The sequence below is a fragment of the Magnetospirillum aberrantis SpK genome, assembly GCF_011022235.1.
Lineage (GTDB): Bacteria > Pseudomonadota > Alphaproteobacteria > Rhodospirillales > Magnetospirillaceae > Magnetospirillum > Magnetospirillum aberrantis.
In genome coordinates, this window is record NZ_JAAIYP010000011.1 from 25,210 (window position 1) to 50,445 (window position 25,236).

At 63.6% G+C, this 25,236-nt stretch carries 26 protein-coding genes; 17 read left to right on the forward strand and 9 right to left on the reverse strand.

The window, feature by feature from the left end; translation table 11 throughout:
- The first annotated feature begins 4 nt into the window (after positions 1 to 4).
- The 3 genes from G4223_RS03070 to G4223_RS03080 all read left to right on the forward strand — a co-directional run bounded on the left by G4223_RS03070 (position 5) and on the right by G4223_RS03080 (position 2,082).
- The gene (locus tag G4223_RS03070) at positions 5 to 1,207 is read left to right on the forward strand and encodes an acetate/propionate family kinase (protein WP_163674848.1); all 1,203 of its coding nucleotides are present in this window, start codon (positions 5 to 7) and stop codon (positions 1,205 to 1,207) included.
- A 136-nt stretch (positions 1,208 to 1,343) separates the two neighbouring features.
- Entirely contained in the window at positions 1,344 to 1,721 is a 378-nt protein-coding gene (locus G4223_RS03075; protein ID WP_163674851.1) for a cyclophilin-like fold protein, read from the forward strand.
- An 88-nt stretch (positions 1,722 to 1,809) separates the two neighbouring features.
- Positions 1,810 to 2,082 carry a hypothetical protein gene (locus tag G4223_RS03080; RefSeq protein WP_163674854.1) on the forward strand — a complete coding sequence of 91 codons (273 nt, stop codon included), beginning with the start codon at positions 1,810 to 1,812 and terminating at the stop codon, positions 2,080 to 2,082.
- A gap of 5 nt (positions 2,083 to 2,087) precedes the next feature.
- Here the strand turns inward: G4223_RS03080 and G4223_RS03085 are convergent, their stop codons facing one another.
- Positions 2,088 to 2,816, reverse strand: coding sequence for an Hpt domain-containing protein (locus G4223_RS03085; protein WP_163674857.1), 729 nt, complete (start codon positions 2,814 to 2,816; stop codon positions 2,088 to 2,090).
- A gap of 150 nt (positions 2,817 to 2,966) precedes the next feature.
- On the opposite strand from G4223_RS03085, the gene G4223_RS03090 reads away from it, so the two are divergent.
- The 5 genes from G4223_RS03090 to G4223_RS03110 all read left to right on the forward strand — a co-directional run bounded on the left by G4223_RS03090 (position 2,967) and on the right by G4223_RS03110 (position 7,552).
- Positions 2,967 to 3,545: a cytochrome c oxidase subunit 3 family protein gene (locus tag G4223_RS03090; protein WP_163674860.1), complete on the forward strand. Its 579-nt coding sequence runs from the start codon at positions 2,967 to 2,969 to the stop codon at positions 3,543 to 3,545.
- 9 nt (positions 3,546 to 3,554) lie between these two features.
- A complete protein-coding gene (locus G4223_RS03095; protein WP_163674864.1) occupies positions 3,555 to 3,848 on the forward strand; it encodes a cytochrome C oxidase subunit IV family protein in 294 nt (97 codons plus the stop codon).
- 112 nt (positions 3,849 to 3,960) lie between these two features.
- Positions 3,961 to 5,127, forward strand: coding sequence for a patatin-like phospholipase family protein (locus G4223_RS03100; RefSeq protein WP_163674868.1), 1,167 nt, complete (start codon positions 3,961 to 3,963; stop codon positions 5,125 to 5,127).
- A 212-nt stretch (positions 5,128 to 5,339) separates the two neighbouring features.
- Positions 5,340 to 7,040, forward strand: coding sequence for a methyl-accepting chemotaxis protein (locus G4223_RS03105; protein ID WP_241003919.1), 1,701 nt, complete (start codon positions 5,340 to 5,342; stop codon positions 7,038 to 7,040).
- 50 nt (positions 7,041 to 7,090) lie between these two features.
- On the forward strand, positions 7,091 to 7,552 hold the full coding sequence (locus G4223_RS03110) for a cache domain-containing protein (protein ID WP_163674875.1): 462 nt from the start codon (positions 7,091 to 7,093) through the stop codon (positions 7,550 to 7,552).
- A 278-nt stretch (positions 7,553 to 7,830) separates the two neighbouring features.
- On the opposite strand, the gene G4223_RS03115 is transcribed toward G4223_RS03110, so the two are convergent.
- Positions 7,831 to 8,097, reverse strand: a complete 267-nt coding sequence (locus G4223_RS03115) for a hypothetical protein (RefSeq protein WP_163674793.1) — start codon at positions 8,095 to 8,097, stop codon at positions 7,831 to 7,833.
- Here G4223_RS03115 and G4223_RS03120 point away from each other — a divergent pair.
- The 9 genes from G4223_RS03120 (at position 7,985) to G4223_RS03160 (ending at position 19,986) form a co-directional block, all read left to right on the forward strand.
- On the forward strand, positions 7,985 to 9,076 hold the full coding sequence (locus G4223_RS03120) for a ParA family protein (protein WP_163674878.1): 1,092 nt from the start codon (positions 7,985 to 7,987) through the stop codon (positions 9,074 to 9,076). The genes G4223_RS03115 and G4223_RS03120 overlap by 113 nt on opposite strands.
- Before the next feature lie 83 nt (positions 9,077 to 9,159).
- Positions 9,160 to 9,666 (forward strand): chemotaxis protein CheW, encoded by a 507-nt coding sequence (locus G4223_RS03125; RefSeq protein WP_241003920.1) that lies wholly within the window; start codon positions 9,160 to 9,162, stop codon positions 9,664 to 9,666.
- Positions 9,663 to 11,060, forward strand: coding sequence for a CheR family methyltransferase (locus tag G4223_RS03130; protein ID WP_338086803.1), 1,398 nt, complete (start codon positions 9,663 to 9,665; stop codon positions 11,058 to 11,060). Before G4223_RS03125 ends, G4223_RS03130 begins: the two co-directional genes overlap by 4 nt.
- Entirely contained in the window at positions 11,057 to 11,665 is a 609-nt protein-coding gene (locus G4223_RS03135; protein ID WP_163674881.1) for a chemotaxis protein CheW, read from the forward strand. Before G4223_RS03130 ends, G4223_RS03135 begins: the two co-directional genes overlap by 4 nt.
- A gap of 13 nt (positions 11,666 to 11,678) precedes the next feature.
- Positions 11,679 to 13,298 carry a methyl-accepting chemotaxis protein gene (locus G4223_RS03140; RefSeq protein WP_163674883.1) on the forward strand — a complete coding sequence of 540 codons (1,620 nt, stop codon included), beginning with the start codon at positions 11,679 to 11,681 and terminating at the stop codon, positions 13,296 to 13,298.
- Positions 13,295 to 15,616, forward strand: coding sequence for a hybrid sensor histidine kinase/response regulator (locus G4223_RS03145; RefSeq protein ID WP_163674886.1), 2,322 nt, complete (start codon positions 13,295 to 13,297; stop codon positions 15,614 to 15,616). The genes G4223_RS03140 and G4223_RS03145 overlap by 4 nt, the downstream gene beginning before the upstream one ends.
- Entirely contained in the window at positions 15,613 to 16,662 is a 1,050-nt protein-coding gene (gene cheB / locus G4223_RS03150; RefSeq protein ID WP_163674889.1) for a chemotaxis-specific protein-glutamate methyltransferase CheB, read from the forward strand. Before G4223_RS03145 ends, cheB begins: the two co-directional genes overlap by 4 nt.
- Positions 16,662 to 18,365, forward strand: a complete 1,704-nt coding sequence (locus G4223_RS03155; RefSeq protein WP_163674892.1) for a response regulator — start codon at positions 16,662 to 16,664, stop codon at positions 18,363 to 18,365. The genes cheB and G4223_RS03155 overlap by 1 nt, the downstream gene beginning before the upstream one ends.
- 19 nt (positions 18,366 to 18,384) lie before the next feature.
- Complete coding sequence (locus G4223_RS03160) at positions 18,385 to 19,986, forward strand: hybrid sensor histidine kinase/response regulator (protein ID WP_163674895.1); 1,602 nt, start codon at positions 18,385 to 18,387, stop codon at positions 19,984 to 19,986.
- A gap of 47 nt (positions 19,987 to 20,033) precedes the next feature.
- Here G4223_RS03160 and G4223_RS03165 read toward each other — a convergent pair whose 3' ends face one another.
- From G4223_RS03165 to G4223_RS03195, 7 genes are all read right to left on the reverse strand, one after another.
- On the reverse strand, positions 20,034 to 20,231 hold the full coding sequence (locus G4223_RS03165) for a hypothetical protein (RefSeq protein WP_241003921.1): 198 nt from the start codon (positions 20,229 to 20,231) through the stop codon (positions 20,034 to 20,036).
- A gap of 29 nt (positions 20,232 to 20,260) precedes the next feature.
- Positions 20,261 to 20,956: a transcriptional repressor LexA gene (gene lexA, locus G4223_RS03170; protein WP_163674900.1), complete on the reverse strand. Its 696-nt coding sequence runs from the start codon at positions 20,954 to 20,956 to the stop codon at positions 20,261 to 20,263.
- A gap of 107 nt (positions 20,957 to 21,063) precedes the next feature.
- Positions 21,064 to 22,266, reverse strand: coding sequence for a molybdopterin molybdotransferase MoeA (locus tag G4223_RS03175; RefSeq protein ID WP_163674903.1), 1,203 nt, complete (start codon positions 22,264 to 22,266; stop codon positions 21,064 to 21,066).
- A gap of 1 nt (position 22,267) precedes the next feature.
- The gene (moaC, locus tag G4223_RS03180) at positions 22,268 to 22,747 is read right to left on the reverse strand and encodes a cyclic pyranopterin monophosphate synthase MoaC (protein WP_163674905.1); all 480 of its coding nucleotides are present in this window, start codon (positions 22,745 to 22,747) and stop codon (positions 22,268 to 22,270) included.
- A complete protein-coding gene (gene trpC, locus G4223_RS03185) occupies positions 22,747 to 23,568 on the reverse strand; it encodes an indole-3-glycerol phosphate synthase TrpC (RefSeq protein ID WP_163674907.1) in 822 nt (273 codons plus the stop codon). Before trpC ends, moaC begins: the two co-directional genes overlap by 1 nt.
- A gap of 1 nt (position 23,569) precedes the next feature.
- Positions 23,570 to 24,637: an anthranilate phosphoribosyltransferase gene (gene trpD / locus G4223_RS03190; RefSeq protein ID WP_163674910.1), complete on the reverse strand. Its 1,068-nt coding sequence runs from the start codon at positions 24,635 to 24,637 to the stop codon at positions 23,570 to 23,572.
- The gene (locus tag G4223_RS03195) at positions 24,637 to 25,227 is read right to left on the reverse strand and encodes an anthranilate synthase component II (protein WP_163674913.1); all 591 of its coding nucleotides are present in this window, start codon (positions 25,225 to 25,227) and stop codon (positions 24,637 to 24,639) included. Before G4223_RS03195 ends, trpD begins: the two co-directional genes overlap by 1 nt.
- Positions 25,228 to 25,236: the final 9 nt, after the last annotated feature.

Sequence of the window (25,236 nt, forward strand, 5' to 3'; positions counted from 1 at the left end):
AGACATGCGCGACGGTATTCTCGTCATCAACGCCGGTTCCTCCTCCATCAAGTTCTCGCTGTTCCTGTCCAACGGCGACGGCAAGCCGCTGTTGTCGTCGAAGGGCCAGGTGGAGGGCATCAACGTCGCCCCCCACTTCATCGCCCAAGGCCCCGACGGCACCGTGTTGTCGGAACAGCACTGGCCGGCCGACAGCGACCTCAACCACGAGGATTTGCTGAAGCATCTGATCGACTGGGTCGAGGACCATCTGGACGGCGCTTCCCTGGTGGCCGCCGGCCATCGCGTGGTGCATGGCGGCCCGAAATACGCCAGCCCGGTGTTGGTGAACGATTCGGTGCTGGACGAACTGGACGGTTTCGTCCAATTGGCGCCGTTGCATCAGCCGCATAATCTGGCGCCGATTCGGGCGCTGGCCAAGGTGCATCCCGGCCTGATGCAGGTGGCGTGTTTCGACACCGCCTTCCACACCACCAATCCCAAGGTGGCGACCACCTTCGCCTTGCCGCGCCAGTTGACCGAGGAGGGCGTGCGCCGCTACGGCTTCCACGGCCTGTCCTATGAATTCATCGCCCGGCGCATACGTGAGATCGCGCCCGAGGTGGCGGCGGGCAAGGTGGTGGTGTGCCACCTTGGTTCGGGGGCGTCCATGTGCGCCATCGATGGTGGCAAGTCGGTCGCCTCGACCTTGGGCTTCACCGCCGTCGATGGTTTGCCCATGGGGACCCGCACCGGCAATCTTGACCCCGGCGTCATCCTTTACCTGTTGCAGCAAAAGGGCATGAGCGCCAAGGAGATCGAAACGCTGCTTTACAAGCGTTCGGGTCTGCTGGGGGTGTCCGGGGTATCCAACGACATGCGCGTTTTGTTGGAAAGCGACGATCCCCACGCGGCCGAGGCGGTCGAGCTGTTCTGTTATCGCGTCAACCGCGAATTGGGATCTCTGGCCGCCGCCATGGGCGGGTTGGACGCCCTGGTGTTCACCGCCGGCATCGGCGAGCATTCGGCTCCGGTGCGCGAACGGGTGTGCGCGGCGTCGGCCTGGTTGGGGATTTCGGTGGATGCGGCCGCCAACGACCGGCATGCCGAGCTTATTTCCGCGGACGACAGCCGTATTCCGGTCTACGTCATCCCCACCAACGAAGAGATGATGATCGCCAAGCATACCCGCGCCGTGGTGCGGCAATTGGCCGAGGCGGCGCAATAGCCGAAGGTTTGACCGTGGTTTGCCAGCCCCCGGTCGTTCGGCCGGGGGCTTTTTGGGGTCTGGATTTCGTAGACAGTGGTGGGCCGTCGGGAAAACGGGCACAGTCGAAAAACGGGATCGGAAGAGGGGACGCGCGATGCGCAAACTGAGGCTGGTGATTGGCAAGCTTGAGATCGAGGCGGAACTGCTCGAAACGCCGACGGCGGACGCGCTTTACGCCGCCGCGCCGTTTGAGGCCCGTGCCGCCCATTGGGGCGAAGAGGTCTATTTTACCGTGCCGCTTGGGGTCGAAAGAGAGGCCGGTGCCCGCGACGTGGTGCAGCCCGGAGAACTGGCTTTCCGTGTCGAGGGTGAGGCGGTGGTGATCGGCTATGGACCGACGCCCAACTCGGAAGATACGGAAATCCGTTTGGCCATGCCGGCGAACGTGTGGGGAGTGACGAAAACCGACGTCCGCCAATTGCGCAAGGTCGAGGCCGGAGACCTGATCCGGGTGGATGTTCTGGAATCCTGAGTCATCAGGGCAAACCGAGGCTTGCGGCGGCCGGGACGCAGGGTGTAGCGTCCCGCGCTTTGAACCGTGCCGCTTTGCAGGGATCGAGATGCCCCCCCTTCGTTTCGCCCTCGTCGTCGCGCTGTTGCTGGCACTGACCGGCTGTGGCGTGCCGGACATCGTCGCCCATGGCGTCAAATCCTACGAACGCAGCCAGCAGGCTGGCGGCGGCAACACCGCGCCGTCGTCACGACAGCCGCCCGCCGCACAATCGGCTCCGGCCGCCGCTCCCTCGGCGCGTTCGGATGCCGCCAGCGATTCCGGCTTCGTGCCGGAACCGGCGCCGCAACGGGAAACAGTAACCTCCGAACCCCTGCGCTGAGGGTATCAGTCCTGTGGCCGCCATGTGGCGGCGGCGGCGATGGCGCGGTCCACTTCGGCGGTCAGGCGGTCGAGCAGGTGACGGTCGCTCAAATCCGATGGATCGCCTTTTTGGATGGCCTGGGCGGTTTCCGACAGGCGACGGCATCCGACGCTGCCGGCGGCACCTTTCAGACGGTGGGCGTTTTCACGCACGGTTCGGCTGTCCCCGGCTTCCCATGCAGCGGTGATGCGTGACAGTTCCTCGCGAAAGGATTGCGGGGCGGCGGCCAGCAGCGCCAGGACGGTGCTGTCGCCGACCCATTGCCGCATGTCCTCGATATAATCCGGGTCGAGGGCGGGCGAGTTGTCGTCGGCGCCGCCAACAGCCCATTCCAGGGTCGCGGCAAGGCGGGACACGGTGACCGGCTGGGGCAAAATGGCGTCCAACCCATCGGCAAGGCAATTTTTCTCGGCCTCGTCGTCGTTCTCGGGGATCAACGCCACCAGCGGCAGGCGGGCCTTGTCGCCGGGCAGCATGCGAATCAGACGGACGGCGGTGGCTGTGTCCATCACCGACAGGTGCATGTTCATCAGCACAAGATGGACGTCACGTGTTGCCGCCAGTTCCAGCACATGTGCGCCGTGCTCGGCGATGACCACCGAATGCCCAAGCTTTTCCAGCATGTGACGCAACATGGCCTGATTGACCGGGTTGCTCTCGGCAAGCAGGACGCAAAGCGATGATGCGGCCACGTTCGTCTCCCTGTCGAGCTGTGGCGGCGGCGGTGGTGCCGCCGGCTGCTTCTTCCGGCATATACTTTAGCTTAATGCTGATGAGTTGGATAAAGGAGCACTTGATCGGCGTCAATGGCGGTGGTCAAGCCGGGGCCATAAGCTTGCTCCATGACCGACACCGCCACCTCTCCGACAGGGAACGGCGGCTGGGGCGCATTGTCCGAGCTGCCGGGAAATCCCATCATGTGGGTGCTGATCATCAGCGAATTGCTGGTGTTCGGCGCCTTCTTCCTTGGCTTCGGCGTTTCCCGCATGCTTCAGCCCGAGTTGTTCAGGGCCGGCCAAGCCATGCTGGACATCCGTCTGGGCGGGTTGAACACCTTGATCCTGGTGACCAGCGGCTGGGCCGCCGCCAAGGCGGTCCAGGCCGGGGGACTGGGGCGTGTCGCGCTGTCCCGGCGCTGGCTGGCGGCGGCCATGGCGTTGGGCCTGGCTTTCCTGGTGGTCAAGGGGATCGAGTACGCCGACAAGGCGGCGCACGGCATCGACATCGAGACCAACACCTTTTTCACCTTGTTCTACCTGATGACCGGTTTTCATGCCCTGCATGTGGTCATGGGGGTCATCGTGCTGGCCATCGTCGGCTGGAAGAACAGTGTCGAGAACCTGGAGACCGGGGCGGCGTTCTGGCACATGGTCGACCTGATCTGGCTGATCTTGTTTCCCATCGTCTACCTGGTGCGGTGAAGCATGAACGTGAGCGAAACCAAGCTTGAAACCACGACCGACACCAGCCGCCGTCTGTTGTTCGCCTGGGGGCTTCTGGTTGGGCTGACGTTGGTGTCGCTGGTCGCCGTTCTGGGATTCGGCCATGGCGAGACCGGGCTGGCGGCGGCGGCGGTGGCGTTGACGGCCTCCTATTTCAAGGCACGTGCCGTTCTTGATCATTTCCTCGATCTACGGCGGGCCGGGCCGGGTTGGCGGCATTTCTTTTCCGGGACGTTGATCTTTCTGCTGGGATGTCTGCTTGCTACCTATGCATTTGCATGATAATGCAAGTGTTAGCCAAGATGGCATATATGTTATAAATACAATCGAAGATTGATGATGGCGGGGGCTTTCCCTAGGATGCGGTCCAGACCCATCCATAAGGAAGAACGCCATGACATCCACGAAGCGTGCGATCGCTCTGGCCGGCGGTGGTCCGGCCGTGGGGCTCAGCATTGGCAGCCTCAAGCGCCTCCATGAAGAACCCGACCTGCGTTTCGATGTCTGGACCCTGTCGTGCATTGGCGCGTGGCTGGGCATCGTCTGGAACCAGGCAGAACCGGGGCAAGAGGTCGACACCTCCATCGACTTTTTCCGTGGCATCTTTCGCCCAGACGATGTTTACGACCGCTTCCCCATTGCCGCCGCCTTTGCTCCCGACTGGGTCGAATGCGCCCGCAACACCATGGATTTCATCCTCGACCCGCGCAGTTATCGCAATCTGGTGGTGCCGGACGCTATCTTGGCCGCCACCGAGGAATTGGTGCGCTTTGCCACCGATCCCAGACAGTGGAGCAATTCGAATTTCAATACGCTGATCCTGAACCAGATCCTGGCGGTCAATCCGTGGAGCCGGTTCATGACCAGCCTGATGTACAAGAGCAAGACCAAGGGGTTGTCGCGGATTTATTACCCGGACAGCGCGTTGCTGGCCGAGATCAAGTTCGAAAATCTCTATAAGCCGGGTAAGCCGGTGCTCTACCACAATGCCTACAACCTGACCGACGACCGGCTGGAATTGTTCAGCAACGCCAATTCCAAGTATCAGCGCATCAGCGGCCACACCTTGTGCGCCTGTTCGGCGCTGCCTTATGTGGAGGAGCCGGTGGTCATGGACGGCAGGACCTATTGCGAAGGGGCCACCGTCGACACCGTCAATTTCGAGGATCTGCTGAAGAACCACCCCGACCTGGACGAGGTGTGGGTCAGCCGTATTCTCGACATCAAACAGGTGCGCAAACCCGACAACCTGTATGACGCGCTGAACAATCTGGTGATGCTGTTCGCGGCCACCACCAGCGAGGACGACGTCAAGCTGTTCAAGTATCATGCCGCCAAGACCCATCCCGATCTCAAGGTCATCGAGATTCCGGTGGACTTCAACGTCAACTACGACTGGACCTATTCCAACCTCGACCGTTCCATCGTCGAAGGGTACGACGCCGCGGATGCGGTGGTCGCCGCCTATCGGCAAGGACGGACGCTCAGCCCTGTCGAAGCGCGCAAGCTGTCTCGCGAGAAGGTCTCGAAGGGCAAGGCGGCGAAGCTTGTACAGGCGTAGCGGCTGGCGTATTTGATTTTTCAAGTAATCGCCGGATTGCCTTGTCTGGTGTGACTACTTGAAAATTCAAAAAGTTGTTTCGGTGTCACGATTCCGTCTTCTGTGTAGTGGGGTCTGTACCTTACTATTCTTCTGGATAAGTGCTTACCGTTACCGCTCGCCGATAAGGCGTGTTACAAAAAACCTCGTGCGGGATAATGTGCGAGGGTGTCATGCTTTTCTTCGATCATATGAAGATCGGCGCCAAGATCGCCATCGTTCCCATTGTTGCCGCCTTGGGAATGGTGGTGGTCGCGGCTGTCGGCATGCGCGGCCTGTCGGAACAGCGTGCCTCCCTGAACGACATCGCCGACGTCTCGTTCGCCAAATCCGTCAGGATCGGAGCTCTGGCCAGCGTCATGCAGGCCGCCCACGCCGACCTTTACCGGTTGTTGACCTGGAATGCGGCCGGGGTCGACGAAAAGCAGATGGGCAAGGCCGAGGAAAGCTTCAACACAGAGCTGAAGCAGGCCGTGGACGATCTGGCCGCCTATCGTTCGGACCTTGCCTTGAACGAAGAGGAACAGGCGCTTCTTGGGCGGATCGAACGGGCGCTGGCGTTGTATCGCGAGAACACGGACCAGGTGTTGTCCATGCAGCAGTTGGATTTCACCGCCGCCGTGTCGTTCATGTGGACAGCCCAGGACAATTTCCAGGCGCTGATGCGCGAGACCCGGCAAATGATCGCCCTTGAGGGGCGGCTGGTGGAAGAAGCCAAGAATGCCGCGGCGGCGGCGGCGGGGGCGACGCGGACGCTGTTCGTCACCATCACGGTGGGGGCCCTGGTGGCTCTGGCGTTGATCTCGCTGTTGCTGGGACGGGGCATCGCGCGGGCGGTGGGGGGCATGACCGCAGCCATGGAACGGCTGGCACGCGGCGAGCTCGACACCCAGGTTCCGGCGATCGGCCGGCGTGACGAGATCGGTGCCATGGCTGGCGCGGTTCAAGTGTTCAAGGACAACGCGCTCAGGGTTCAGGCGCTGACCGCGGAACAGCAGGCCATGGCCCGCGAGGCGGAACAGGCCAAGCGCCGGGCTATGACCGACTTGGCCGACGAGATCGAGCAGAGCGTGCGCAGCGCCGTCGGTGCCGCATCGGCCGCCGCCGATTCCATCCGGGGCGAGGCCGAGGTGCTGGCCGTCAACGCGGAGACCGCGTCGGGCCGTTCGGCCGAGGCGGCGCAATCGTCCGAAGCGGCCAACGGCAACGTGGAAACCGTGGCGCAAGCCGCCGAACGTCTGGTTTCCGCCATCGGCGAGATCAATCGCCAGATATCCGAATCGTCGCAGGTGGCTAAGCAGGCGGTGGTCGAGGCCGCCCGCACCGACGAGACGGTCAAGGGGCTGACCCAGGCGTCAGCCAAGATCGGCGAGGTGGTGGGACTGATCAACGACATCGCGTCCCAGACCAATCTTTTGGCCTTGAACGCGACCATCGAGGCGGCGCGGGCCGGCGAGGCCGGCAAGGGTTTCGCAGTGGTGGCCGGCGAGGTGAAAAGTCTGGCCAACCAGACCGCTCGGGCGACCGAGGAAATCTCGGCGGAAATCAGCGCCATGAAAGGTGCCACCGATCAGGCGGTCAAAGCCATCGACGGCATCGTGGTGACAATTTCCCGCGTCAACCAATCCTTGGCGGTCATCGCCGGCGCGGTGGCCGAACAGGGGCGCGCCACCGGCGAGATCAGTGAATCCGTGGCCCTGGCGGCCGACGGAACCCGCACGGTCAGCCATGGTATCGGCGAGGTACGTCGTGTCGCCGAGGAGGTGGGCACCGCCGCCGCCAACGTGCACGTCACCACCGAAGGTCTGGTGGAGGAATTTTCTCGCCTGCAATCGCAAGTGGATGGTCTGGTGTCGCGGCTGCGATCCGCGTGACGGCGCCACGGCCGTATGAACCCGATGAAAAACAAGAGGAGGGACGGGACGTGAGAAGTGTGTTCAAGATGGCGGCTGCCGCCGCTTTCGCCATGGCCGGGTTTGTTCCGGCCGCCTATGCCGACGAATGCGCGCCGGCTCAGGGATTGGTGGACAAGGCCATCACTCATTACAAGGATGTCGGCAAGGCCAAGGCTTTCGCCGATTTCATGGACAAGGGCAACAAGGAATGGGTGGACGGTGAATTGTACGTCATCGTCAGCACCATGGACGGTATCTTCAAGGTGCACGCCATCAATCCCAAGTTGATCGACAATCCGCAATTGCCGACGCTCAAGGACACCAATGGCGTGATGATCATTCAGGAAATGATCCGGACCGGCAAGGCGACGCCCAATGGCGGCTGGGCCAAATACACCTGGACCCACCCGGAAACCAAAAAGCTTGCTCCCAAGCAAACTTGGGTGAAGGTGTATGACGACCAATTGTTCATGGCCGGCTGTTATCCCTGATCAATTTCCCACCGCACCTGTGATGGCGCCCGCAGGCTTTGCCTCGGGCGCCATTTCGTTATGAAATCGTTCATTGTCCGTCCCTTAGAGTTTCTTTGCGCGATGTATCGCGATGGTGGGAAACGTCTGACGCCTTGCTGGTGTTTCGTTGATCTGTCGCAAGCTGCTCCGCTGATGCGGCGATGGTTGGGGCAGTCAAAGGGGGCGCGAAGAGGATTGCGACGGGAGTGTTGACGAAGTCGTTCGAGGTGATGGTTGCGTTCAATTCCCGTCTATGCTTAAGCTGGAGATATCAGCACGGGAGAATCCATATTCAGTCCAAAGTGATGATTTGAGGTGGGGGCACCAATAAGACATGCGCACATGTGCGCATGTAAATGATCGGTGAATGGGACAATAACGGCGGGCGAACAAAATGGACGATCATCGGCGATGAAACCGTATATCGTTGCCATCTTTAACCAAAAGGGCGGCATTTCGAAGACGACCACCAGCACGAACCTTGCGGTTTGTCTGGCGGCGTATGGTAAGTCTGTGGTGGTCATCGACCTGGATTCCCAAGGCGATTCCACCAAGAGTCTTGGCATCGACCCCAACGTGAAGCGCGGCATCTACGACCTGTTCGTCGGTTCCGCCGAGGTTGAGGAGGTCATGCAGGACACCGCGTTCGCGGGCGTCAAGGTCATTCCCTCGACCTACAGCTTGGCCGGCATCGAAATCCGGCTGTCCGAGCTCAAGGATTCGCAGCGCACGCTGACCAACATCATCAGTCACACGGCGCTGGATTGCGATTACGTCATCATCGACTGCCCGCCGGCCCTGGGCATCCTTCCCATCAACGCGCTAGCCGCCGCCCATGCGGTGATCATTCCGGTCACCGCCACGCCCTATGCCAACGATGGCTTGATGCGCACGCTTCCTTCCATCAAGTACGTCCAAGAGGGGCTGAACAAGGCCTTGTTGCTTCAGGGGGTGCTGTTCACCATCCATGACCGCAACAAGACCGCTCGCAAGATCAGCGAACTGATTCGCGCCCGTTTGGGTGGCACGGTCTATGGTGCCGAAATCCCGCGCGACACCATGGTCATCGAAGCCGCCACGGCCCGGTTGCCGGTCTGCGTCTACGCGCCCAAATCGGCCGCCGCTCAGGCTCATCTGGATTTCACCGGGGAATTCCTGGACCGTCACCAAAAGATCGCCGCCAAGGCTGGCGTGGTGGTGCCGCCACCGGGGCGGCGTGACGAGGCGCTGAACCGTCTTCTCGCCTGGCAGAGCGAACATGCGCACGAGGCCAGCCAACCCAATGGCGAGCGGGTGCGTCAACGCAAGCATCAGCTTGACCGCATGCTTTATGGAAACCGCACTCCGCTTGAGCGTCTGCACCTTGGCGTGATTCATTTCTTTATCGAGAACCGGATTTCGCTGGTGGCTTTCTTGCTGGTGGTTCTGGCCGCCATGGTCACGCTGGTGGGCATGGGGGTCGAGGGTGTTCGCATGCTCGCCTCCACCATGGGTTTGTCCTGATCCCGAAATATGTGTCTCTTTCGTGGATTGCGCGCTTTCCTTGCGTTTGGTTAAAATAACCAAAAGTTTTGGGGACAAACACGTTGGGCGGCGCGGGCGACGATCTTCATTCGGTGGTGATGTTCCGCCTGGGCGGCCAGCTTTTCGCCATCCCCGTCACTGACGTGCGCGAGGTTGTTCCCTATGCTTGGCTGGAACATCCCCCCCGCATGCCGGCCTTTGTCCAAGGCGTCCTGAATCTGGCCGGTACGGCGGTGCCGGTGTTGCGGCTGGACCGCCTTCTTGGGTTGGCGCAGTCTTCTTTCGGACTCGAATCCTCGATTTTGATCATGACGGGTGCAGACGGGGGTGTCGGCCTGTTGGTCGACCATGTCGAAGGCGTGCGCGCCGCCGCCGATTTCCAGTTTTCGGCCATCGATGACGGTCAATCCTTCCAGGGCTGCGTTAGCGGACAGATGCATGGGCCGCTGGGAAGCGCCCATCTGGTGTCGTGGCGTCAGGTGTTGCTGGAAGAGGAGCGCCAGCGTCTGGAGCAGTTCCGCCTCGATGCCGAACAAAGGCTGGCGCAATTGTCGGAAGGCCAGGGGTGAGCGTGTCCGCCGCCACCGCCGCCGTCTTGGGCGATCCGTTCTTTCAACGTCTGAAGGCGTTGGTGATCGAAACCACCGGCATGGCCTTTTATGCCGACAAGGACGAGGATCTGGCCCGCATCGTCGCCGAACGCTTGACGGAAACCGGACTTGGGGTCTGTGCGCGCTATCTGGAGCTGATTGCCGACGTCGTGCGCGGCAAGGTCGAGATGGATGCGCTGGTGGCCGAGTTGACCATCGGCGAAACTTATTTCTTTCGCCATCGCGAACAATTCGACGCGCTGCGCGACATCATTCTGCCCGAAGCCCTGGTCCGCAACGAAGCCACCAGGTCGTTGCGCATCTGGAGTGCCGGTTGCGCCACCGGTCCCGAACCCTATTCTCTGGCGATCATGCTGAAACGCGAGTTCGGTCACCGCATCGCCGGCTGGAATGTCAGCATCCTGGGGACCGACATCAATCAGAAGTTCCTGGCCCGTGCCCGTGACGGCCGCTATGACGAATGGGCTTTCCGCGTCACCCCGGATGCGGTGCGGCGCGAATGCTTCGACGCCGTCGGCAAGCAATGGCAGATCAAGCCGGAATTCAAGGATTGGGTCAGCTTTCAGTACCACAACCTCATTCGCAATCGTTTTCCGTCGCTGTTGGACAACCTTTCGGCCTTCGACGTCATCATCTGCCGTAACGTGGTGATCTATTTCAGCCGCGAGACGGTGGAAGCACTGGTGCCGTGCTTCCGCGAAAGTCTGGTGGACGGTGGCTGGCTGGTGATGGGACACGCCGAACCCAATATCGAATTGTTCCGCGATTTCCGCACCGTCAACACCGAGGGCGCCGTGCTGTATCAGCGGGTCGACCGACCGCTTCCGTCGCGGGTCGCCCCCAAGGTCGTGCTGCCGATCCCGGAACCGCCGAAACGGTCGGAACCGCGTTCCGCGCGGTCGACCAAGCCCAAGCCGGCACCCCGGCCGCAAGTGGCGGTGGGGCCGGCCTCGGACGGCGAGGTCGCGGCCGTCCGCGCCTTGGCCGACCAGGGAAAGTGGTCCGAGGCGATGGCCGCCTGCGACCGGCTGATCGCGGCCAACGTCTTGGACGCGGTCGCCCATTTCTACCGTGCCCTGGTGGCTGAACAACTGGGTGACCTTGAGGGCTGCGAAACCTATCTGAAGCGTGCCATTTATCTCGACCGTCACTTTGTCCTGCCCCATTATCACTTGGGGCTTTTCCTGTGGCGGCGCAACGACCCGGCAGGAGCCATGCGGTCGTTGCGCAACGTCGTGGCGTTGCTGAGACCGTTGCCGGACGATTTCGTGCTGGCGCATGGCGACGACATCACCGCCGGCCAATTGCGGGAAACGGTGGGCATGCATCTTGATCTGATCGGGGCGGCATGAGCGGGGCGAAGGAAACGGCGGGTCTGGTGGAACGGCTGCATCGGCAGCTGGCGGCGGGATTCGACGTGAACGATCCCGTTTTCGTCGAACAGGTGCTGAAAGTGCGTGCGCGCCGACTGGCCGCTCCGCGTCAGCCCGAGGACGACCGTCCACAAGGGCTGGCCGTCCTGTGTTTCGCCATCGGCACCGAAAGCTACGCCTTGCCCTTGGCCGAGTTGGCCGAGGTGATGCCGTTGGCGCAATGGACGCCGGTACCGGGTTTGGCCCAGCACCTGTTGGGGGTCACCAACGTGCGCGGGGAGATCCATCCGGTGCTGAACCTGCATGCCATGCTGACCCTGCCCGAACCCGAGGGGAGCGGACGCGCCTATGTGGTGTTCCTGCGCACGCCCGGCCGTGCCGTGGGGCTTCGCGTCGATGGCCTCAGCCGCATTCGGTTCATCGATCCCGCACGGTTGACCGTACCGCACGAGACGGCCAACGGGCTGCCCCAGCGTTTCGTCGCCGGGATATCACCGGAAACCCTGATTTTGCTTGATGCCCGACAAATTCTGGCGCTCGACCTGCTCCAGGACCGCCGGGCCGACTATCGCCGCGCCACCTGAAGGAAAAACGAGGATGCACACCGCCGAATTCTCCGTGTGGAAGAAGATCACACTGCGCCGGAAGCTGATCATCGTGGCGGCGCTGTTTACCATGGTGTTGGGCGGGCTGATCGTCTTTAACGCCGCGATCCTGAATGCGCAAAAGGACCAGGGAACGGTGGGTGGGCTGGCTGCGCGCCAACGCACCTTGGTTCACCGCGCGGTCGAGGAAATGGTGCTGGTCGGGATCGGACAGCCGGCCGATCTTGAGGCAACGTTCAAGCTGCTCAAGGATTCGCAAGAGGTTTTGCTGGACGGCGGCATGCTGCCCGGTGCCGAGACGACTGGTCTGCAAGGCATGATGCCGGCGACCCAGAACACCGAGATCCGGTCCCGCCTGATGGAACAAGGAACCCTGATCCGGGCGCTCGAGGCCGAGGCCGCTCGCTATCTGGCGCTGGCCGCCAACGATACCCGGCGGGGCGATAGGTTGCGTGAGGTGCGGGGTGCGGCGGCCAACCTACAGCAATCGGTCGAACAGATCATGCGGCTTTATGTCAATGATCGCGAGACCCGTCTCAACCAGGCCATCTTCTGGCAGGTGGTGGGCGGCATCGTCGTCGCCTTGGCCGGCGTCACCATCTCGACGGTGATCAGCCGCCAGTTGGCCGACCCGCTGGCGTCGTGCGCCGCCGCCGCCCGCGAGATCGCCCAGGGCAACCTGCGCCAAAGCCAGCTGACCGTCACTTCGGCCGACGAAGTGGGGGTGCTCCAGCAATCCTTCAACGAAATGCTGACGTCCTTGCGCGACATCGCCCTGCAATCGCGTTCTGTATGCGAGAACCTGACTTTGGCCGCCGCCCAAATCCTGACCTCGACCCAGGAACAGGCCGCCGGCACCAAACAGCAGGCGGCGGCGGTCCAGGAAATCACCACCACGGTCGAACAGATCAACCTGTCCTCGAAACAGGTGGCGGAACGTTCGCGTCAGGTCGCGGGCACGGCGGATGCGGTGTCGCAATCGGGCCATGCCGGCCTTCAGGCGGTGCACGAGGCCAGTGTCGGAATGGAAGCCATTCGCGAACAGGCGGAAAACGTCGCCGAGAACATCATCACGCTGTCCGAGCGGACCCAGGCCGTGGGCGAAATCATCGCCACCGTCAACGACATCGCCGAGCAATCCAATCTGGTGGCGCTGAATGCTGCCATCGAGGCGGCCGACGCCCGCGAATCGGGGCGCCGTTTCTCGGTGGTGGCGGGCGAGATCAAGAACCTCGCCGATCAGGCCAAGGAAGCCACCGCTCAGGTGCGCGGCATCCTGGAACAGACGCAGAAGGGCATCAACACCTCTGTCATGCTGACCGAGGAAGCCCTGAAGCGCGTCGAGACCGGACGCGAACGCACCAACGTCTCGGAACAGGTCATCCGCCAGATGGCCAACAACATCCAAGAGAGCGTCCAGGCCTTCCAACAGATTGTCGGCGCCACCAACCAGCAACAGATCGGTCTGGAACAGGTGACCCAGGCGTTGCATGAAATCCGTCAGGCCAGCCAACAGACCGCCGCCACCACCGGCCAGTTGGAAAAGGCGGCGGTGGAACTGACCCGCCTGGGCGAGCAACTGGCCAAGACGCTGGAGAAGTACAAGCTTTGAACGGCATCCGCGAAAGGCTGCTTGCGGCCTTCCAGGTGGAATATCGCGAACACCTGGAGGTCATCCGCAAACTGCTCGACGATTTGGTTCGTCGGACGGAAGGCAGCGGCATCGCCCAGTTGGATGAAACTTTTCGCCGCGCCCATTCTCTGAAGGGCGCGGCCCGTGCCGTCGATTTGTTGCCGGTCGAACAGCTGGCTCATCGCCTGGAAACCCTTTTCGCCCGCGTCCGTGGCGGCCAGATGCGGCTGGACAAGGAATTGTCCGCCGTGGTCGTCCATATCCTCGATCTGGTCGAGGATTGGGTCACGGCCTTCGTCGCCGGGCAGACACCGCCCGAAACCGCCGAGGCGGTGGCGTTGATCGAGCAATGGCTGGAGGGCGAAAGACCGCCGCCGCCGGCCCATTGCGCCCCGGCTCCCCCGCCGGCTCTCCCGTCGGTTCCGCCAATGGTGACGGTCCCCCCGGAACTGGTCGCCGCCGTGCCGGCACCGCCGCCATCGCCGCCGGCACGATCCGCGCAGTCCGAACCGCCGCCGGCTGTCGAACCGCCGCGCGGGCCGGTGGTGGCCGAGGAAACCGTGCGGGTGCGGGCACTGCATCTGGACCGTCTGTTGCGCAGTTCCAACGAATTGCTGACCGAGACCATGAACCAGCGCACGGTCACCGACAGCCTGTTGGACATGGACCGCCGATTGGCGGACATGGACCGGCACTGGCGGCGCCTGCGCAAACTGTCGGTGGGCTGGTTGCGCGAGATGGCTGACGAGGCGCGCGAGGGGCAGTTCGAACGCCAGGCCGAAATCCTGGAGCAGCAATTGCGGGCGGTGTCGCGTCGGGCCCGGCTGTCGCGGCGGCTGCAACAGCGCACCGGATGGAGCCTGCGGCAACTGGCGGCGGATTTGCAACAGGAAGTGCGTGACGCCCGCATGGTGCCGGCGGAAAGCGTGTTCGCCGGCTTTCGCAAGATGGTGCGCGACATCGCCCGCGAATCGGGCAAGCTGGTTGAGGTTCAGGTGACCGGCCTTGAGGTCGAGGCCGACCGCATGGTGCTTCAGGGGCTCAAGGACCCGGTCATGCACCTGTTGCGCAACGCCCTGGCCCATGGTGTGGAAGCGCCCGAGCAACGTCAGGATGTCGGAAAACCCGCCGGAGCCGTGGTGAGTCTGGGCTTCGCCGTGACCGAAGGGCGTCTGGTGGTCATGGTCGAGGACGACGGGCGTGGCCTCGACTATGCCGCCATCCGGGCCAAAGCGGTGGAGGTCGGCCTGTTCAACGCCGATGAGGCGGAGGAGCTGTCGCGCCAGACCCTGGTGGACCTGATTTTCGATCCCGGTTTTTCCACCAATCGGGCGGTGGACGATCTGTCGGGGCGCGGCATGGGGCTGTCCGTGGTGCGCGAGGCGGTGACCATGATGAACGGGACCATCGAGGTGCTGGCGCGCGAACCGGCGGGAACGCGGTTTCGCATCTCGGTGCCGTTGTCTGTGTCGACCCAACGCCTGTTCCTGGTCGGGTGCCAAGGACACACCTATGCCGTGCCGACGGAGGGTGTCGACCGGCTGCACCGGGTACCGGCCGAGGCGGTGCGGACGGTCGAGGGTAAATCTGTCGTCTATCTGGGCGAGCAGCAGGTGCCCTTGTTGTCGTTGGCCCATCTGCTGGCGCTGGGCGAGACGGCGGTCAAGGTCAGCCGCAACGTGGTGCCGCTGTTGGTGTTGAAGAACGGCGACCGCCGGGTGGCGGTGGCGGTGGACGAGTTCCTGTCCATCCGCGAAGCCCTGGTCAAGGATATCGGCGTGCCGGCCGCCATGGGCACCATGGTCGCCGGCGGCATGTTGCTGGAAGACGGCGGCGTCGCCTTGGTGCTCAATCCGTTCGAGATCGTCGAGACCTTCCGCAAGTCGGGCTCGATCCGCGTGCTGACCACGGTGGAGAAACCACCGGAACGGCGGGCGCCGGTCATCTTGGTGGTCGACGATTCGCTGACCACCCGCACGCTCGAGAAATCCATCCTCGAGGCCCATGGCTATGGCGTGCGTCTGGCCGTGGACGGCATCGAGGCGTTGGCCAAGCTGCGTGCCGACCATGTCGACCTGGTCATATCCGACATCCAGATGCCTCGGCTTGACGGTTTCGGCCTGTTGCAGGCCATCAAGGCCGACCAGGCGCTGAAGAAGCTGCCGGTCATCCTGGTCACCTCGCTCGAGGCGCGCGAGGATCGCGAACGCGGTCTTGCCTTGGGCGCCGACGCCTATGTGGTCAAACGCAAGTTCGACCAGAAGGAACTTCTCGAAACCATCGGACAGATTCTATGAGCCAGAAAATACGGGTCCTCATCGTAGAAGACTCGCTGGTGGTGCGCGAGCTCTTGTCCCACATCATCGGTTCCGACGACCGTTTCGACGTGGTGGCCGCGGTGGAAAGCGCCGAGGAAGGGCTGGAACTCCTGAACGTGATGCGGCCCGACGTCATTTCCCTCGACATCCGGTTGCCGGGGATGAACGGCCTGGACGCCACCCTTCAGATCATGGCCAAGCGGCCGACTCCCATCGTGGTGGTCGCCGCCAACGTCGACGACGACGAATTGAACATCGCCATGAACGCGCTACGCGCCGGGGCCTTGGCGGTGGTGGAAAAGCCGGTCGGTGTCACCAACGCCGCCTTCGAATCCATGGCCCGCCACCTGTGTACCCAATTGGCGATCATGAGCCAGGTCAAGGTGGTTCGTCAGGGGATCGACCGGGGGCTGAACTTCGGTGCCAAGGCGCCGGCGGTGGTGCCGCGCCGCTCGGGCCAGGGCTATGCCATGGTCGGTATCGTCTCCTCCACCGGCGGCCCCCAGGCCCTGGTGCAGATGCTGGGCGGGCTGGGGGCCGGGTTCGCATTGCCGATCCTGTTGGTTCAGCACATCACCGCCAGTTTTCTCGACGGCTTTGTGTCCTGGTTGTCCGGGGTCACGCCGTTCAAGGTGCGAATTGCCCAAGATGGCGACTCTCCCGAAGCCGGCACCGTCCTGGTTCCGCCGGCTGACCGGCACATGGCGCTCAAGGACGGGCGGGTGGTGTTGCTCGACACGCCGCCGCTGTGCAGCCAAAAGCCGTCGGGATCGGTGCTGTTGTCGTCTTTGGCCCGCGACCAGGGGCGTCGGGCCATCGGCGTGGTGTTGACCGGCATGGGCGCCGACGGTGCCGAGGGCATGGCGGAAATGCACCGGGCCGGTGCTTACACCATCGCCGAGGACGAAAGCACCTGCGTGGTTTACGGCATGCCGGCGGCGGCGGCGAAGCTTGGCGCGGTCAAGGAAATGCTGCCGCTGCCGGGGATCGCGCCGCGTCTGGTCCAGTTGACGGAGGGCAAGTGATGGCGGAAGCGTCAGATTCCCTGATCCTGATTGTCGAGGATTCGGCGACACAGGCGCTCAAGCTTCAGCATGTGCTGGAGAGCGAGGGGTTTCGCACGGTATGCGCCTATTCCGGTGAAGAGGCGTTGGAACAGCTTAATCGCATGCTGCCCAACCTGATGATCATCGACTATCACTTGCCGGGCATCCAAGGCGACGAGCTGTGCCGTCAGGTGCACATGGATCTGACCACCCGTTCCATTCCCATCCTGATGCTGACCGCCGACGAGACACAGGCGACCGAGTTGCACGGGTTGGAATCGGGGGCCGACGACTTCGTCGCCAAGTCCGAGGACGTGGGCATCCTGCTGCTCAGGGTGCACAACCTGTTGCGCAAGTCGCGTCAGGATTCGGCCGTGCTTGATGTGGCGCGGTCGCTGTTTCGCCGTGCCCGCGTGCTGATCATCGACGACAGCCACACCTATCGCGAGACCCTGGCCCAGGAACTGCGCGAAGACGGCTGCGAGGTGGTGCAGGTGACCAGCGGCCCCGAGGGTTTGGCGCAATTGCGGGAACGCGACTATGACTGCGTCATGGTCGACATGGTCATGCCCGACATGGATGGCATCGCCGTGTGCCAGGAACTGTCAGCCCGACGCAACGACAGCGAGGCCCCGCTGGTGGTGCTGATGCTGTCGGCCTATGAGAACAAGGAGAACGTCACCCGCGCGCTTGAGGCCGGTGCCGACGACTTCATCGGCAAGTCCACCGAGATGAGCGTGCTGCGGGCTCGGCTGCGAGCGCTTCTGCGCCGCAAGTTCCTGTTGGAGCAGAACCAGCGGATCATCGAGGAATTCCGTCTGCGCGAGATGGAAACCCTGCGCGCCAAGGCCGAGAAGGAAGCGGCCGAGGCCCGTGCCGCCCTGGCCGAAGGCCTGGCGCGGGCCAACGCCGAACTTGAAGAGGCTAACGCCAAGCTGCGCGAGACCCAGGTGCATCTGATCCAATCGGAGAAGATGGCGTCGCTCGGCCAATTGGTGGCCGGCATCGCGCACGAGATCAACAACCCGCTGTCCTTTGCCCTGTCCAACGTCTTTTCCATCCAGTCGTGGCTGGGCGACGTGCTGCTGGAGGCCGGCGACAGCCTGACGCCCGAAGCGCGGGCGCGCCTGGAAAAAGCCAACGCCCGTATCGTCGATACCGGCCAGGGATTGGAACGGGTGCGTGAACTGGTGGTCAAGCTGCGCACCTTCTCACGGCTGGACGAGGGTGAGTTCAAGACCATCGACGTGCGGGAAGCCATTGAATCGGTGTTGCTGTTCCTGCGTCACAAGACATCCGACCGGATCGAGGTGGTGCGCGATTATGGCCCTACCGGGGAATTGGCGTGTTTTGCCGGTCAGCTCAACCAGGTGCTGATGAACATCGTCGCCAACGCCGTTGACGCCATCGCCGACGACGGTACCATCATCGTGCGCACGGCGATAGAGGATGGGGATTTCCTGATCGCGGTGAAGGACAGCGGGTGCGGCATTGCCCGCGAGCATGTGGAACACATTTTCGACCCCTTCTTCACCACGAAACCGGTGGGACAGGGGACAGGCCTGGGATTGGCCATCACCTACAAGATCGTCCAGGCCCACAAGGGCCGTGTCCAGGTGGACAGCGAACCGGGCAAGGGCACGGAAATTCGTGTCCTCATTCCAACCGGGCTTGTGCCCTGATCGCCACGAGGAGGGGGCCATGGCATTGAGACCCGGCAAGGAAAACGTTCTGGTCGTCGATGACGAACCGCAAATTCTGACCGCCATCACCGACCTGATCGAGGACGAGTTCGCGGTGTGGACGGCCAGTGACGGTCCAACCGCGCTCAAGATCCTGGAAATGCAGGAAATGTCGGTGATCTTGTCGGATCAGCGCATGCCCGGCATGTCAGGGGCCGAGTTCCTGGGGGCGGCACGGGAAATCTCGGACGCCACACGTGTCCTGGTCACCGGTTATTCCGACCTGGATGCCCTGGTCAAGGCGGTCAACCTGGGTCAGATCCATGCCTATCTGTCAAAGCCATGGAACCCGCTAGAACTCAAGGTGGTGGTGCGAACCGCCGCCGATCGCTGGCGTCTGGGCCGCACGTTGCAGCACGAACGCAACTTGCTGCGGTCGCTGATGGACAACGTGCCGGATGCCATCTTCTTCAAGGACCGTTCGTTGCACTTCACGCGGGTCAACCCGGCCCAGGCCAAGGTGTTGGGCGTCGAGGGATCGAACGAAGTCGTGGGGCACATGCTGGGCGATCTGGTGCCGCAGGAACGAGCCGCCTTGGTCGAGGAGCAGGAGCGCGACGTCATCGAACGTGGCGCCCCCATGGTCGACCGGGTCGAATCCATGCTCGATTCCGAAGGCAACGCCCATTGGTATTCCATCACCAAGGTGCCGATCCGCGAGCGTGATCAGGTGGTGGGACTGGTCGGTATCGCCCGTGACATCACCAAGCGCAAGCAGGCCGAGGATTACCTGCGCCGTGCCCACGAGGAACTGCAAAAGGCGGTCGAGGAGCGCACGCGCTGGCTGCGTCAGGAAATCCGCCGCCGTGCCCAAGCCGAGGAACAGACCCGTGCCGCCCGCGACACCGCCGAGGCAGCCAGCCGGGCCAAGACCATCTTCCTGGCCAATATGAGCCACGAACTGCGAACCCCCTTGAACGCCATCATCGGCTTCGCCGAATTGGCGGCGACGTTGATGAACGACCAAGAAAGCCAGCGCCTTGCCGGCTATATGGGCGACATCACCGAATCAGCCCACCACCTGCTTCGGGTGATCAACGACATCTTGGACGTGTCGCGTATCGAGGTGGGCAAGGTGACGCTGCGCGAGGAGGACGTGGATGTCGCCCTGGTGATCCAGTCGGCCATGCGGCTGGCAGGGCACGTGGCCGCCGCCAAGCACCAGACCCTGGCGTTGCGCATGGCCGACCCCTTTCCCCGGCTTTCCGCCGACGAGCGTCTGTTGAAGCAGATATTGCTCAACATCGTGTCCAACGCCGCCAAGTTCACGCCCGAGGGCGGCCATGTCACCGTGACGGCCGAAGAGGTGGACGGAGCCATTCGCATCACGATCGAGGACGACGGCGTCGGCATCGCCCCACACGACATTCCGCTGGTGCTGCAACCTTTCGGTCAGGCGGAAAATACCCTGACCCCAAAGCACGAAGGCACCGGTCTTGGTTTGCCGCTGGCCAAGGGTTTTATGGAACTGCACGGCGGCACGCTGGAACTGAAATCCGAGGTGGGCAAGGGAACGCGCATCACCCTGACCTTCCCGCCAGAGCGCACGGTCAAGACGTGAACGGCGGAATTCGCCATGTGGCGTCACATTTGGTTACGTTTTGTTCCCTAACTGACAACCACCTGATCTTTCGACCAGCGCCGAGCCAGGCTGCTGGGCTGGCGGCACCATTCCTCGAAGCGACGTCGGGCGTCGGCCTCGGCGCGCTTGCGGTTGACGCGGCCGACATAGGTGATGCTCATCTCCACCGGGCCGTCGGCAAGACGGCCATCGGCGGAAAAGGCGAAGCGAAGGGGGGCGCTCATGGGCATGGGGGCCTCCTGTTGGCAAGAGATCAGTATTGCCGCACCAGGCCGATCAGACGGCCCTGAACCTTGACCCGGTCGGCGGGGAAGATCTTGGTTTCGTATTTCTTGTTGGCCGGCTCGAGCGCGATCGAGGCGCCACGGCGGCGCAACCGCTTCAGTGTCGCTTCCTGTTCGTCCACCAAGGCGACGACGATGGTTCCGGCCTCGGCGGTGTCGCAGCGACGGATCAGCACGGTGTCGCCATCCAGGATGCCGGCTTCGACCATGGAATCGCCCTCGATTGTCAGCGCGTAATGCTCTCCGGCTCCCAAAAGAGAAGCGGGTACCTCGATGCTGGCGGAATGGTCGCGCAATGCTTCGATCGGGGTGCCGGCGGCGATCTTGCCGTAAAGCGGCAGGCTGACCGCGTCGGCGTTGGAAGCCACCGGGGCGGCCCCGGCCAAGGCGAAGCCGCCGCGGATGACGGTGGGCGAGAACTTGGCCGAAGGGGCGGGAAGCGCGTCGACGTTCTCGGGCAACTTGACCACTTCAAGGGCGCGGGCGCGGTGTGCGAGACGGCGGATGAAGCCGCGTTCCTCAAGCCCGGTGATCAGACGATGGATGCCCGATTTCGACTTGAGGTCGAGGGCGTCCTTCATTTCGTCGAACGAAGGCGATATGCCGGAAGCACGCAGGCGCTGATCGATGAACATCAGCAATTCGTACTGCTTGCGGGTCAGCATGTGGGCAATCCCCCCGGACAGGCCGCGATTCGCGGAACAAAGGTGAAACCAATGTTCATGTTCTATGCCTGTTCCCGTTCCCCCGTCAAGGAGGATTTGCACACATCTCAGAAAATGTCGGGCAACACCAGCGCACTGGCCATTTCGCCGGCCTTGGCGGCGGCGGCGTGCGGCGTGCGGACGACGAAGGCGGTTGCCGTGGCCAAGCCGGAAACCACGGCGGAATCCTGGCGTTCGTGCGGTGTCGCCACCACGACACCGTCCTGGTCGCGCGTCAGGTCGGCACGCAGATAATCCTGGCGGGCATCGTTGGCCCGCACGTCGCGGCCCAGGCGAACCGGAATCTCCGACAAACCGCCGACAAGCCCGGACAGGGCGCGCAGCAGCGGCACCAGGAACACATAGGCGCCGACCATGGCCGAAACCGGGTTGCCGGGCAAGCCCAGCACGGGAACCGATTTCAGGGTGCCGAACATCAGCGGTTTTCCCGGCCGCATGGCGATCTTCCAGAAATCCAGCTTCATGCCGTGTTCTGCCAGCACGTCCTGGACCATGTCGTAATCGCCGACCGAAGCCCCGCCCGAAGTGACCAGAAGGTCGCAGCCGTTGGCCGCCGCGACCATGGCCGACAGGGAATCCCGGCTGTCACCGGCGATGCCCAGTTGCAGCGCTTCGCCGCCCAAGGCGGTCACCAGGGCGGCAAGGGCGGGGCCGTTGCATGACGGTAATTGCGCTGCCGCCAAAGGGTCGCCCGGCATGGCGATTTCGTCGCCGGTGGACAAGATGGCGACGCGCGGCCGTCGGCGGACCGGCAGCCAGGGGACGTTCATGGCCGCCGCCAGGGCGATCTGACGAGGTCCTAGAATGGTTCCGGCTGTCAAACCCACTTGTCCCGGTTGGAAGTCCATGCCGCGCGGGCGCACGGACTGGCCGGCGCTCACGCTTTCCAACAGGCGGACCCTGTCGCCTTCGCGCTCGGTGTCTTCCTGCATGATCACCGCGTCGGTGCCCAGGGGGATGGGGGCGCCGGTGAAGATGCGGACGGCCTGACCGGAGCCGATCTCACCGGTGAAGGGATGGCCGGCGGCGGATTGTCCGACAACCGTCAGTTCGGCGGGAATCGACGCGGTGTCGGCGGCGCGTACCGCATAGCCGTCCATGGCCGACACGTCGAGCGGCGGATGGGCGACGCGGGCAACCACGTCTTCGGCTACAACCCGGCCCAGGGCGGACGGGAGGGCGACCAGTTCCGCCGGCGACGGCCGGCACCCGGCCAAGACCCGTTCCAACGCCACTTCGACGGAAATCATGTCAGCGGACCTCGTAAACGCCCGACTTGCCGCCCGATTTATGCACCAGATGGATGTCGGTGATGCACATGGATTTGTCCACCGCCTTGACCATGTCGTAGACGGTCAGCGCCGCCACCGATACGGCGGTCAACGCTTCCATCTCGACCCCGGTCTGGCCCTTGAGCTTGCAGGTGGCCTCGATGGCGACGGCGTTATTCTCGGGCTCCAGCGACAGGTCCACCTTCACCGAAGTCAAGGCCAGCGGGTGGCACAGCGGAATCAGCTCGGGCGTGCGCTTGGCGCCCATGATGCCGGCCAGTTGCGCCACCGCCAGAACATCGCCCTTTTTCAGGCCGCGCCGTTGGATCAGCGCCATGGTTTCGGGCGCCATCACCACGCGGCCGCGTGCCACCGCCACCCGCGTCGTCTCGGATTTGTCCGAGACGTCCACCATCACCGCGTTGCCATCGGTGTCGAAATGGGTAAGGTCGGCGGCCATCAGCCCTTGGCGTCCAAGGTGGCGCCGCCGCCGACCAAAAGCACGCGGGTCGCCATTTCGACGTCGGGCCGCTTCATCAGCGTCTCGCCGATCAGGAAGCGCTTGGCGCCGGCGGCGACCATGCGTTTGATGTCCACCGGGCTGTCGATACCGCTTTCGCACACGATGTGCCGGTCGCCGGGTACCAGCGGCGCCAGACGCTCGGTGGTGGCGAGATCGGTCTTCATGATCTTGAGGTCGCGGTTGTTGATGCCGATCAACGGCGACTTCAGCTTAAGCGCGCGCTCAAGTTCGGCTTCGTCGTGCACTTCGATCAGCACGTCCATGCCGTAGCCCAGCGCGATGCTTTCCATGTTGGCCAACTCGACGTCGTCCAACGCGCCGACGATCAGCAAGATGCAGTCGGCGCCCAGGGCGCGGGCCTCGACCACCTGATAAGGATCGACCATGAAATCCTTGCGGATCACCGGCAGGTCGCAAGCCGAGCGGGCCTCGCCCAGGTCGGCGTCGGAGCCCTGGAAGAAACGCTGGTCGGTCAGAACCGACAGACAGGCGGCGCCGCCATGGGCGTAGGCGCGGGCCAACTGCGACGGCTTGAAGTCGGCGCGGATCAGTCCGGCCGACGGCGACGCCTTCTTGATCTCGGCGATCAGGCCGATGCCGGTGGTTTCCACCTTGTGGGTCAAGGCGGCGGCGAAGCCACGGGGCGGGGCCTGGTCCTGGGCGCGTTTCAACAGTTCCTGGATGGGGCGGCGGCTTTTGTTCTCGGCGACCTGACGGCGTTTTTCGTCGCAGATGCGGTCCAGAATGGTTCCGGCCACGTCAAATCTCCCGGTTGGTGATGGCGACCATGCGCTCCAGCGCGGCCAGGGCCTTGCCCCGGTCGATGCTGTCGGCGGCCATGACCGCGCCTTGCTTCAGGTCCTCGGCCTTTCCGGCTACCACCAGGGCGGCGGCGGCGTTCAGGACCACGATGTCGCGGTAGGCGCCGGGCGCGCCGGCCAGCAAGGCCCGCAACGCCTCGGCGTTGGTGGCGGCGTCGCCGCCCTTCAGTTCGGCGGCGGTGGCGCGTCTGAGGCCGCAATCCTCGGGCCGCGCCTCGAACAGCGTCACCTTGCCGTCCTTCCATTCGCCGACCAGGGTCGGGCCGGTGGTGGTCAGTTCGTCCAGGCCATCGGAACCGTGCACCACCCAGGCGCGTTCGGCGCCCAGGCGGCCCAGCACGTTGGCCATGGGCTCGACCCACTGGCTGGCGAACACGCCCATCACTTGGCGGGTGGTCCGCGCCGGGTTGGCCAGCGGCCCCAACAGGTTGAAGATGGTGCGCGTGCCCAGTTCGACGCGCGGGCCGGCCACATGGCGCATGGCGTTGTGGTGACGCGGCGCCATCAGGAAGCCGATGTTGTTGTCCCACAGGCTTTCCTTGACCAGCGCCATGTCGGCATCGATCTTGATGCCCAACGCCCCCAGCACGTCGGCCGATCCCGATTTGGACGACAGCGCCCGGTTGCCGTGCTTGGCCACCGGCACGCCGGCGCCGGCCACCACGAAGGCGGCGGCGGTCGAGATGTTGTAGGTGCCGGAACCGTCTCCGCCGGTGCCGCAGGTGTCGATGGCCCCCTCGGGTGCTTCCACCGGCAGCGCCTTGGCCCGCATGATGCGGGCAGCGCCGGTGATTTCCTCGATGGTTTCGCCGCGTACGCGCAACGCCATCAACAGGCCGCCGATCTGGGCCGGTGTGGCGTCGCCCGACATGATGACTTCGAACACCTCTTCGGCCTGGTCCTCGGACATGGTGTGGCCGACGGCGACGCGGCCCAGCACTTCCTTCATCAGAACCAGCGACGTGGGGGCGGGAGCGGAGGTCGGGGTGGGGGTGGGCGTGGACATCAGGCGATGGTTCCCTTGTACATGCGGCACAGGTCGAGGAAATTCTTGAGCATGGTGTGACCGTGTTCGGTCTCGATGCTTTCGGGATGGAACTGCACGCCCCACACCGGCAGGCCGCGACCGGCCAAACCCATGATCAGACCATCCTTGGTCCAGGCGGTGACCGTCAGGGTCGGGGGAAGGCTGTCGCGTTCGACCACCAGCGAATGGTAACGGGTGGCGCGGAACGGCGAGGGCAGACCGGCGAAGATACCGGTGCCGTCGTGGAAGATGTCGTCCACCTTGCCGTGCATGGGCTGTGGCGCACGTACAACCTTGCCGCCGAAAGCCTGGCCCATGGATTGTTCGCCCAGGCACACGCCGAACATCGGCACCTTGCCGGCGGCGGCCTTGATCAGGCCCAGGCAGATGCCGGCCTTGTCGGGATCGCAAGGGCCGGGCGAGATGACGATACCCTCGGGGTTCAGCGCCAGCGCTTCGTCCACCGTGAGGGCGTCGTTGCGGTGCACCTGAACCTCGGCGCCCAACTCGCCCAGATAGTGCCAGAGGTTGTAGGTGAAGCTGTCGTAATTGTCGATCAGCAGGAACATGGCGCGCCC

What these genes read in the sequence shown, in the direction of transcription:
- moaC (WP_163674905.1), bottom strand. Translation starts at nt 22,747, where the DNA reads ATGGCCGCCGACCTTACCCATTTCGACACCGATGGCAACGCGGTGATG.
- G4223_RS03115 (WP_163674793.1), bottom strand. Translation starts at nt 8,097, where the DNA reads ATGACCACCACAGACTTACCATACGCCGCCAGACAAACCGCAAGGTTC.
- cheB (WP_163674889.1), top strand. Translation starts at nt 15,613, where the DNA reads ATGAGCCAGAAAATACGGGTCCTCATCGTAGAAGACTCGCTGGTGGTG.
- trpD (WP_163674910.1), bottom strand. Translation starts at nt 24,637, where the DNA reads ATGTCCACGCCCACCCCCACCCCGACCTCCGCTCCCGCCCCCACGTCG.
- G4223_RS03105 (WP_241003919.1), top strand. Translation starts at nt 5,340, where the DNA reads ATGCTTTTCTTCGATCATATGAAGATCGGCGCCAAGATCGCCATCGTT.
- G4223_RS03195 (WP_163674913.1), bottom strand. Translation starts at nt 25,227, where the DNA reads ATGTTCCTGCTGATCGACAATTACGACAGCTTCACCTACAACCTCTGG.
- G4223_RS03140 (WP_163674883.1), top strand. Translation starts at nt 11,679, where the DNA reads ATGCACACCGCCGAATTCTCCGTGTGGAAGAAGATCACACTGCGCCGG.
- G4223_RS03155 (WP_163674892.1), top strand. Translation starts at nt 16,662, where the DNA reads ATGGCGGAAGCGTCAGATTCCCTGATCCTGATTGTCGAGGATTCGGCG.
- G4223_RS03165 (WP_241003921.1), bottom strand. Translation starts at nt 20,231, where the DNA reads ATGAGCGCCCCCCTTCGCTTCGCCTTTTCCGCCGATGGCCGTCTTGCC.
- G4223_RS03080 (WP_163674854.1), top strand. Translation starts at nt 1,810, where the DNA reads ATGCCCCCCCTTCGTTTCGCCCTCGTCGTCGCGCTGTTGCTGGCACTG.
- G4223_RS03175 (WP_163674903.1), bottom strand. Translation starts at nt 22,266, where the DNA reads ATGATTTCCGTCGAAGTGGCGTTGGAACGGGTCTTGGCCGGGTGCCGG.
- G4223_RS03120 (WP_163674878.1), top strand. Translation starts at nt 7,985, where the DNA reads ATGAAACCGTATATCGTTGCCATCTTTAACCAAAAGGGCGGCATTTCG.
- G4223_RS03160 (WP_163674895.1), top strand. Translation starts at nt 18,385, where the DNA reads ATGGCATTGAGACCCGGCAAGGAAAACGTTCTGGTCGTCGATGACGAA.
- G4223_RS03075 (WP_163674851.1), top strand. Translation starts at nt 1,344, where the DNA reads ATGCGCAAACTGAGGCTGGTGATTGGCAAGCTTGAGATCGAGGCGGAA.
- G4223_RS03090 (WP_163674860.1), top strand. Translation starts at nt 2,967, where the DNA reads ATGACCGACACCGCCACCTCTCCGACAGGGAACGGCGGCTGGGGCGCA.
- lexA (WP_163674900.1), bottom strand. Translation starts at nt 20,956, where the DNA reads ATGCTGACCCGCAAGCAGTACGAATTGCTGATGTTCATCGATCAGCGC.
- G4223_RS03100 (WP_163674868.1), top strand. Translation starts at nt 3,961, where the DNA reads ATGACATCCACGAAGCGTGCGATCGCTCTGGCCGGCGGTGGTCCGGCC.
- G4223_RS03070 (WP_163674848.1), top strand. Translation starts at nt 5, where the DNA reads ATGCGCGACGGTATTCTCGTCATCAACGCCGGTTCCTCCTCCATCAAG.
- G4223_RS03135 (WP_163674881.1), top strand. Translation starts at nt 11,057, where the DNA reads ATGAGCGGGGCGAAGGAAACGGCGGGTCTGGTGGAACGGCTGCATCGG.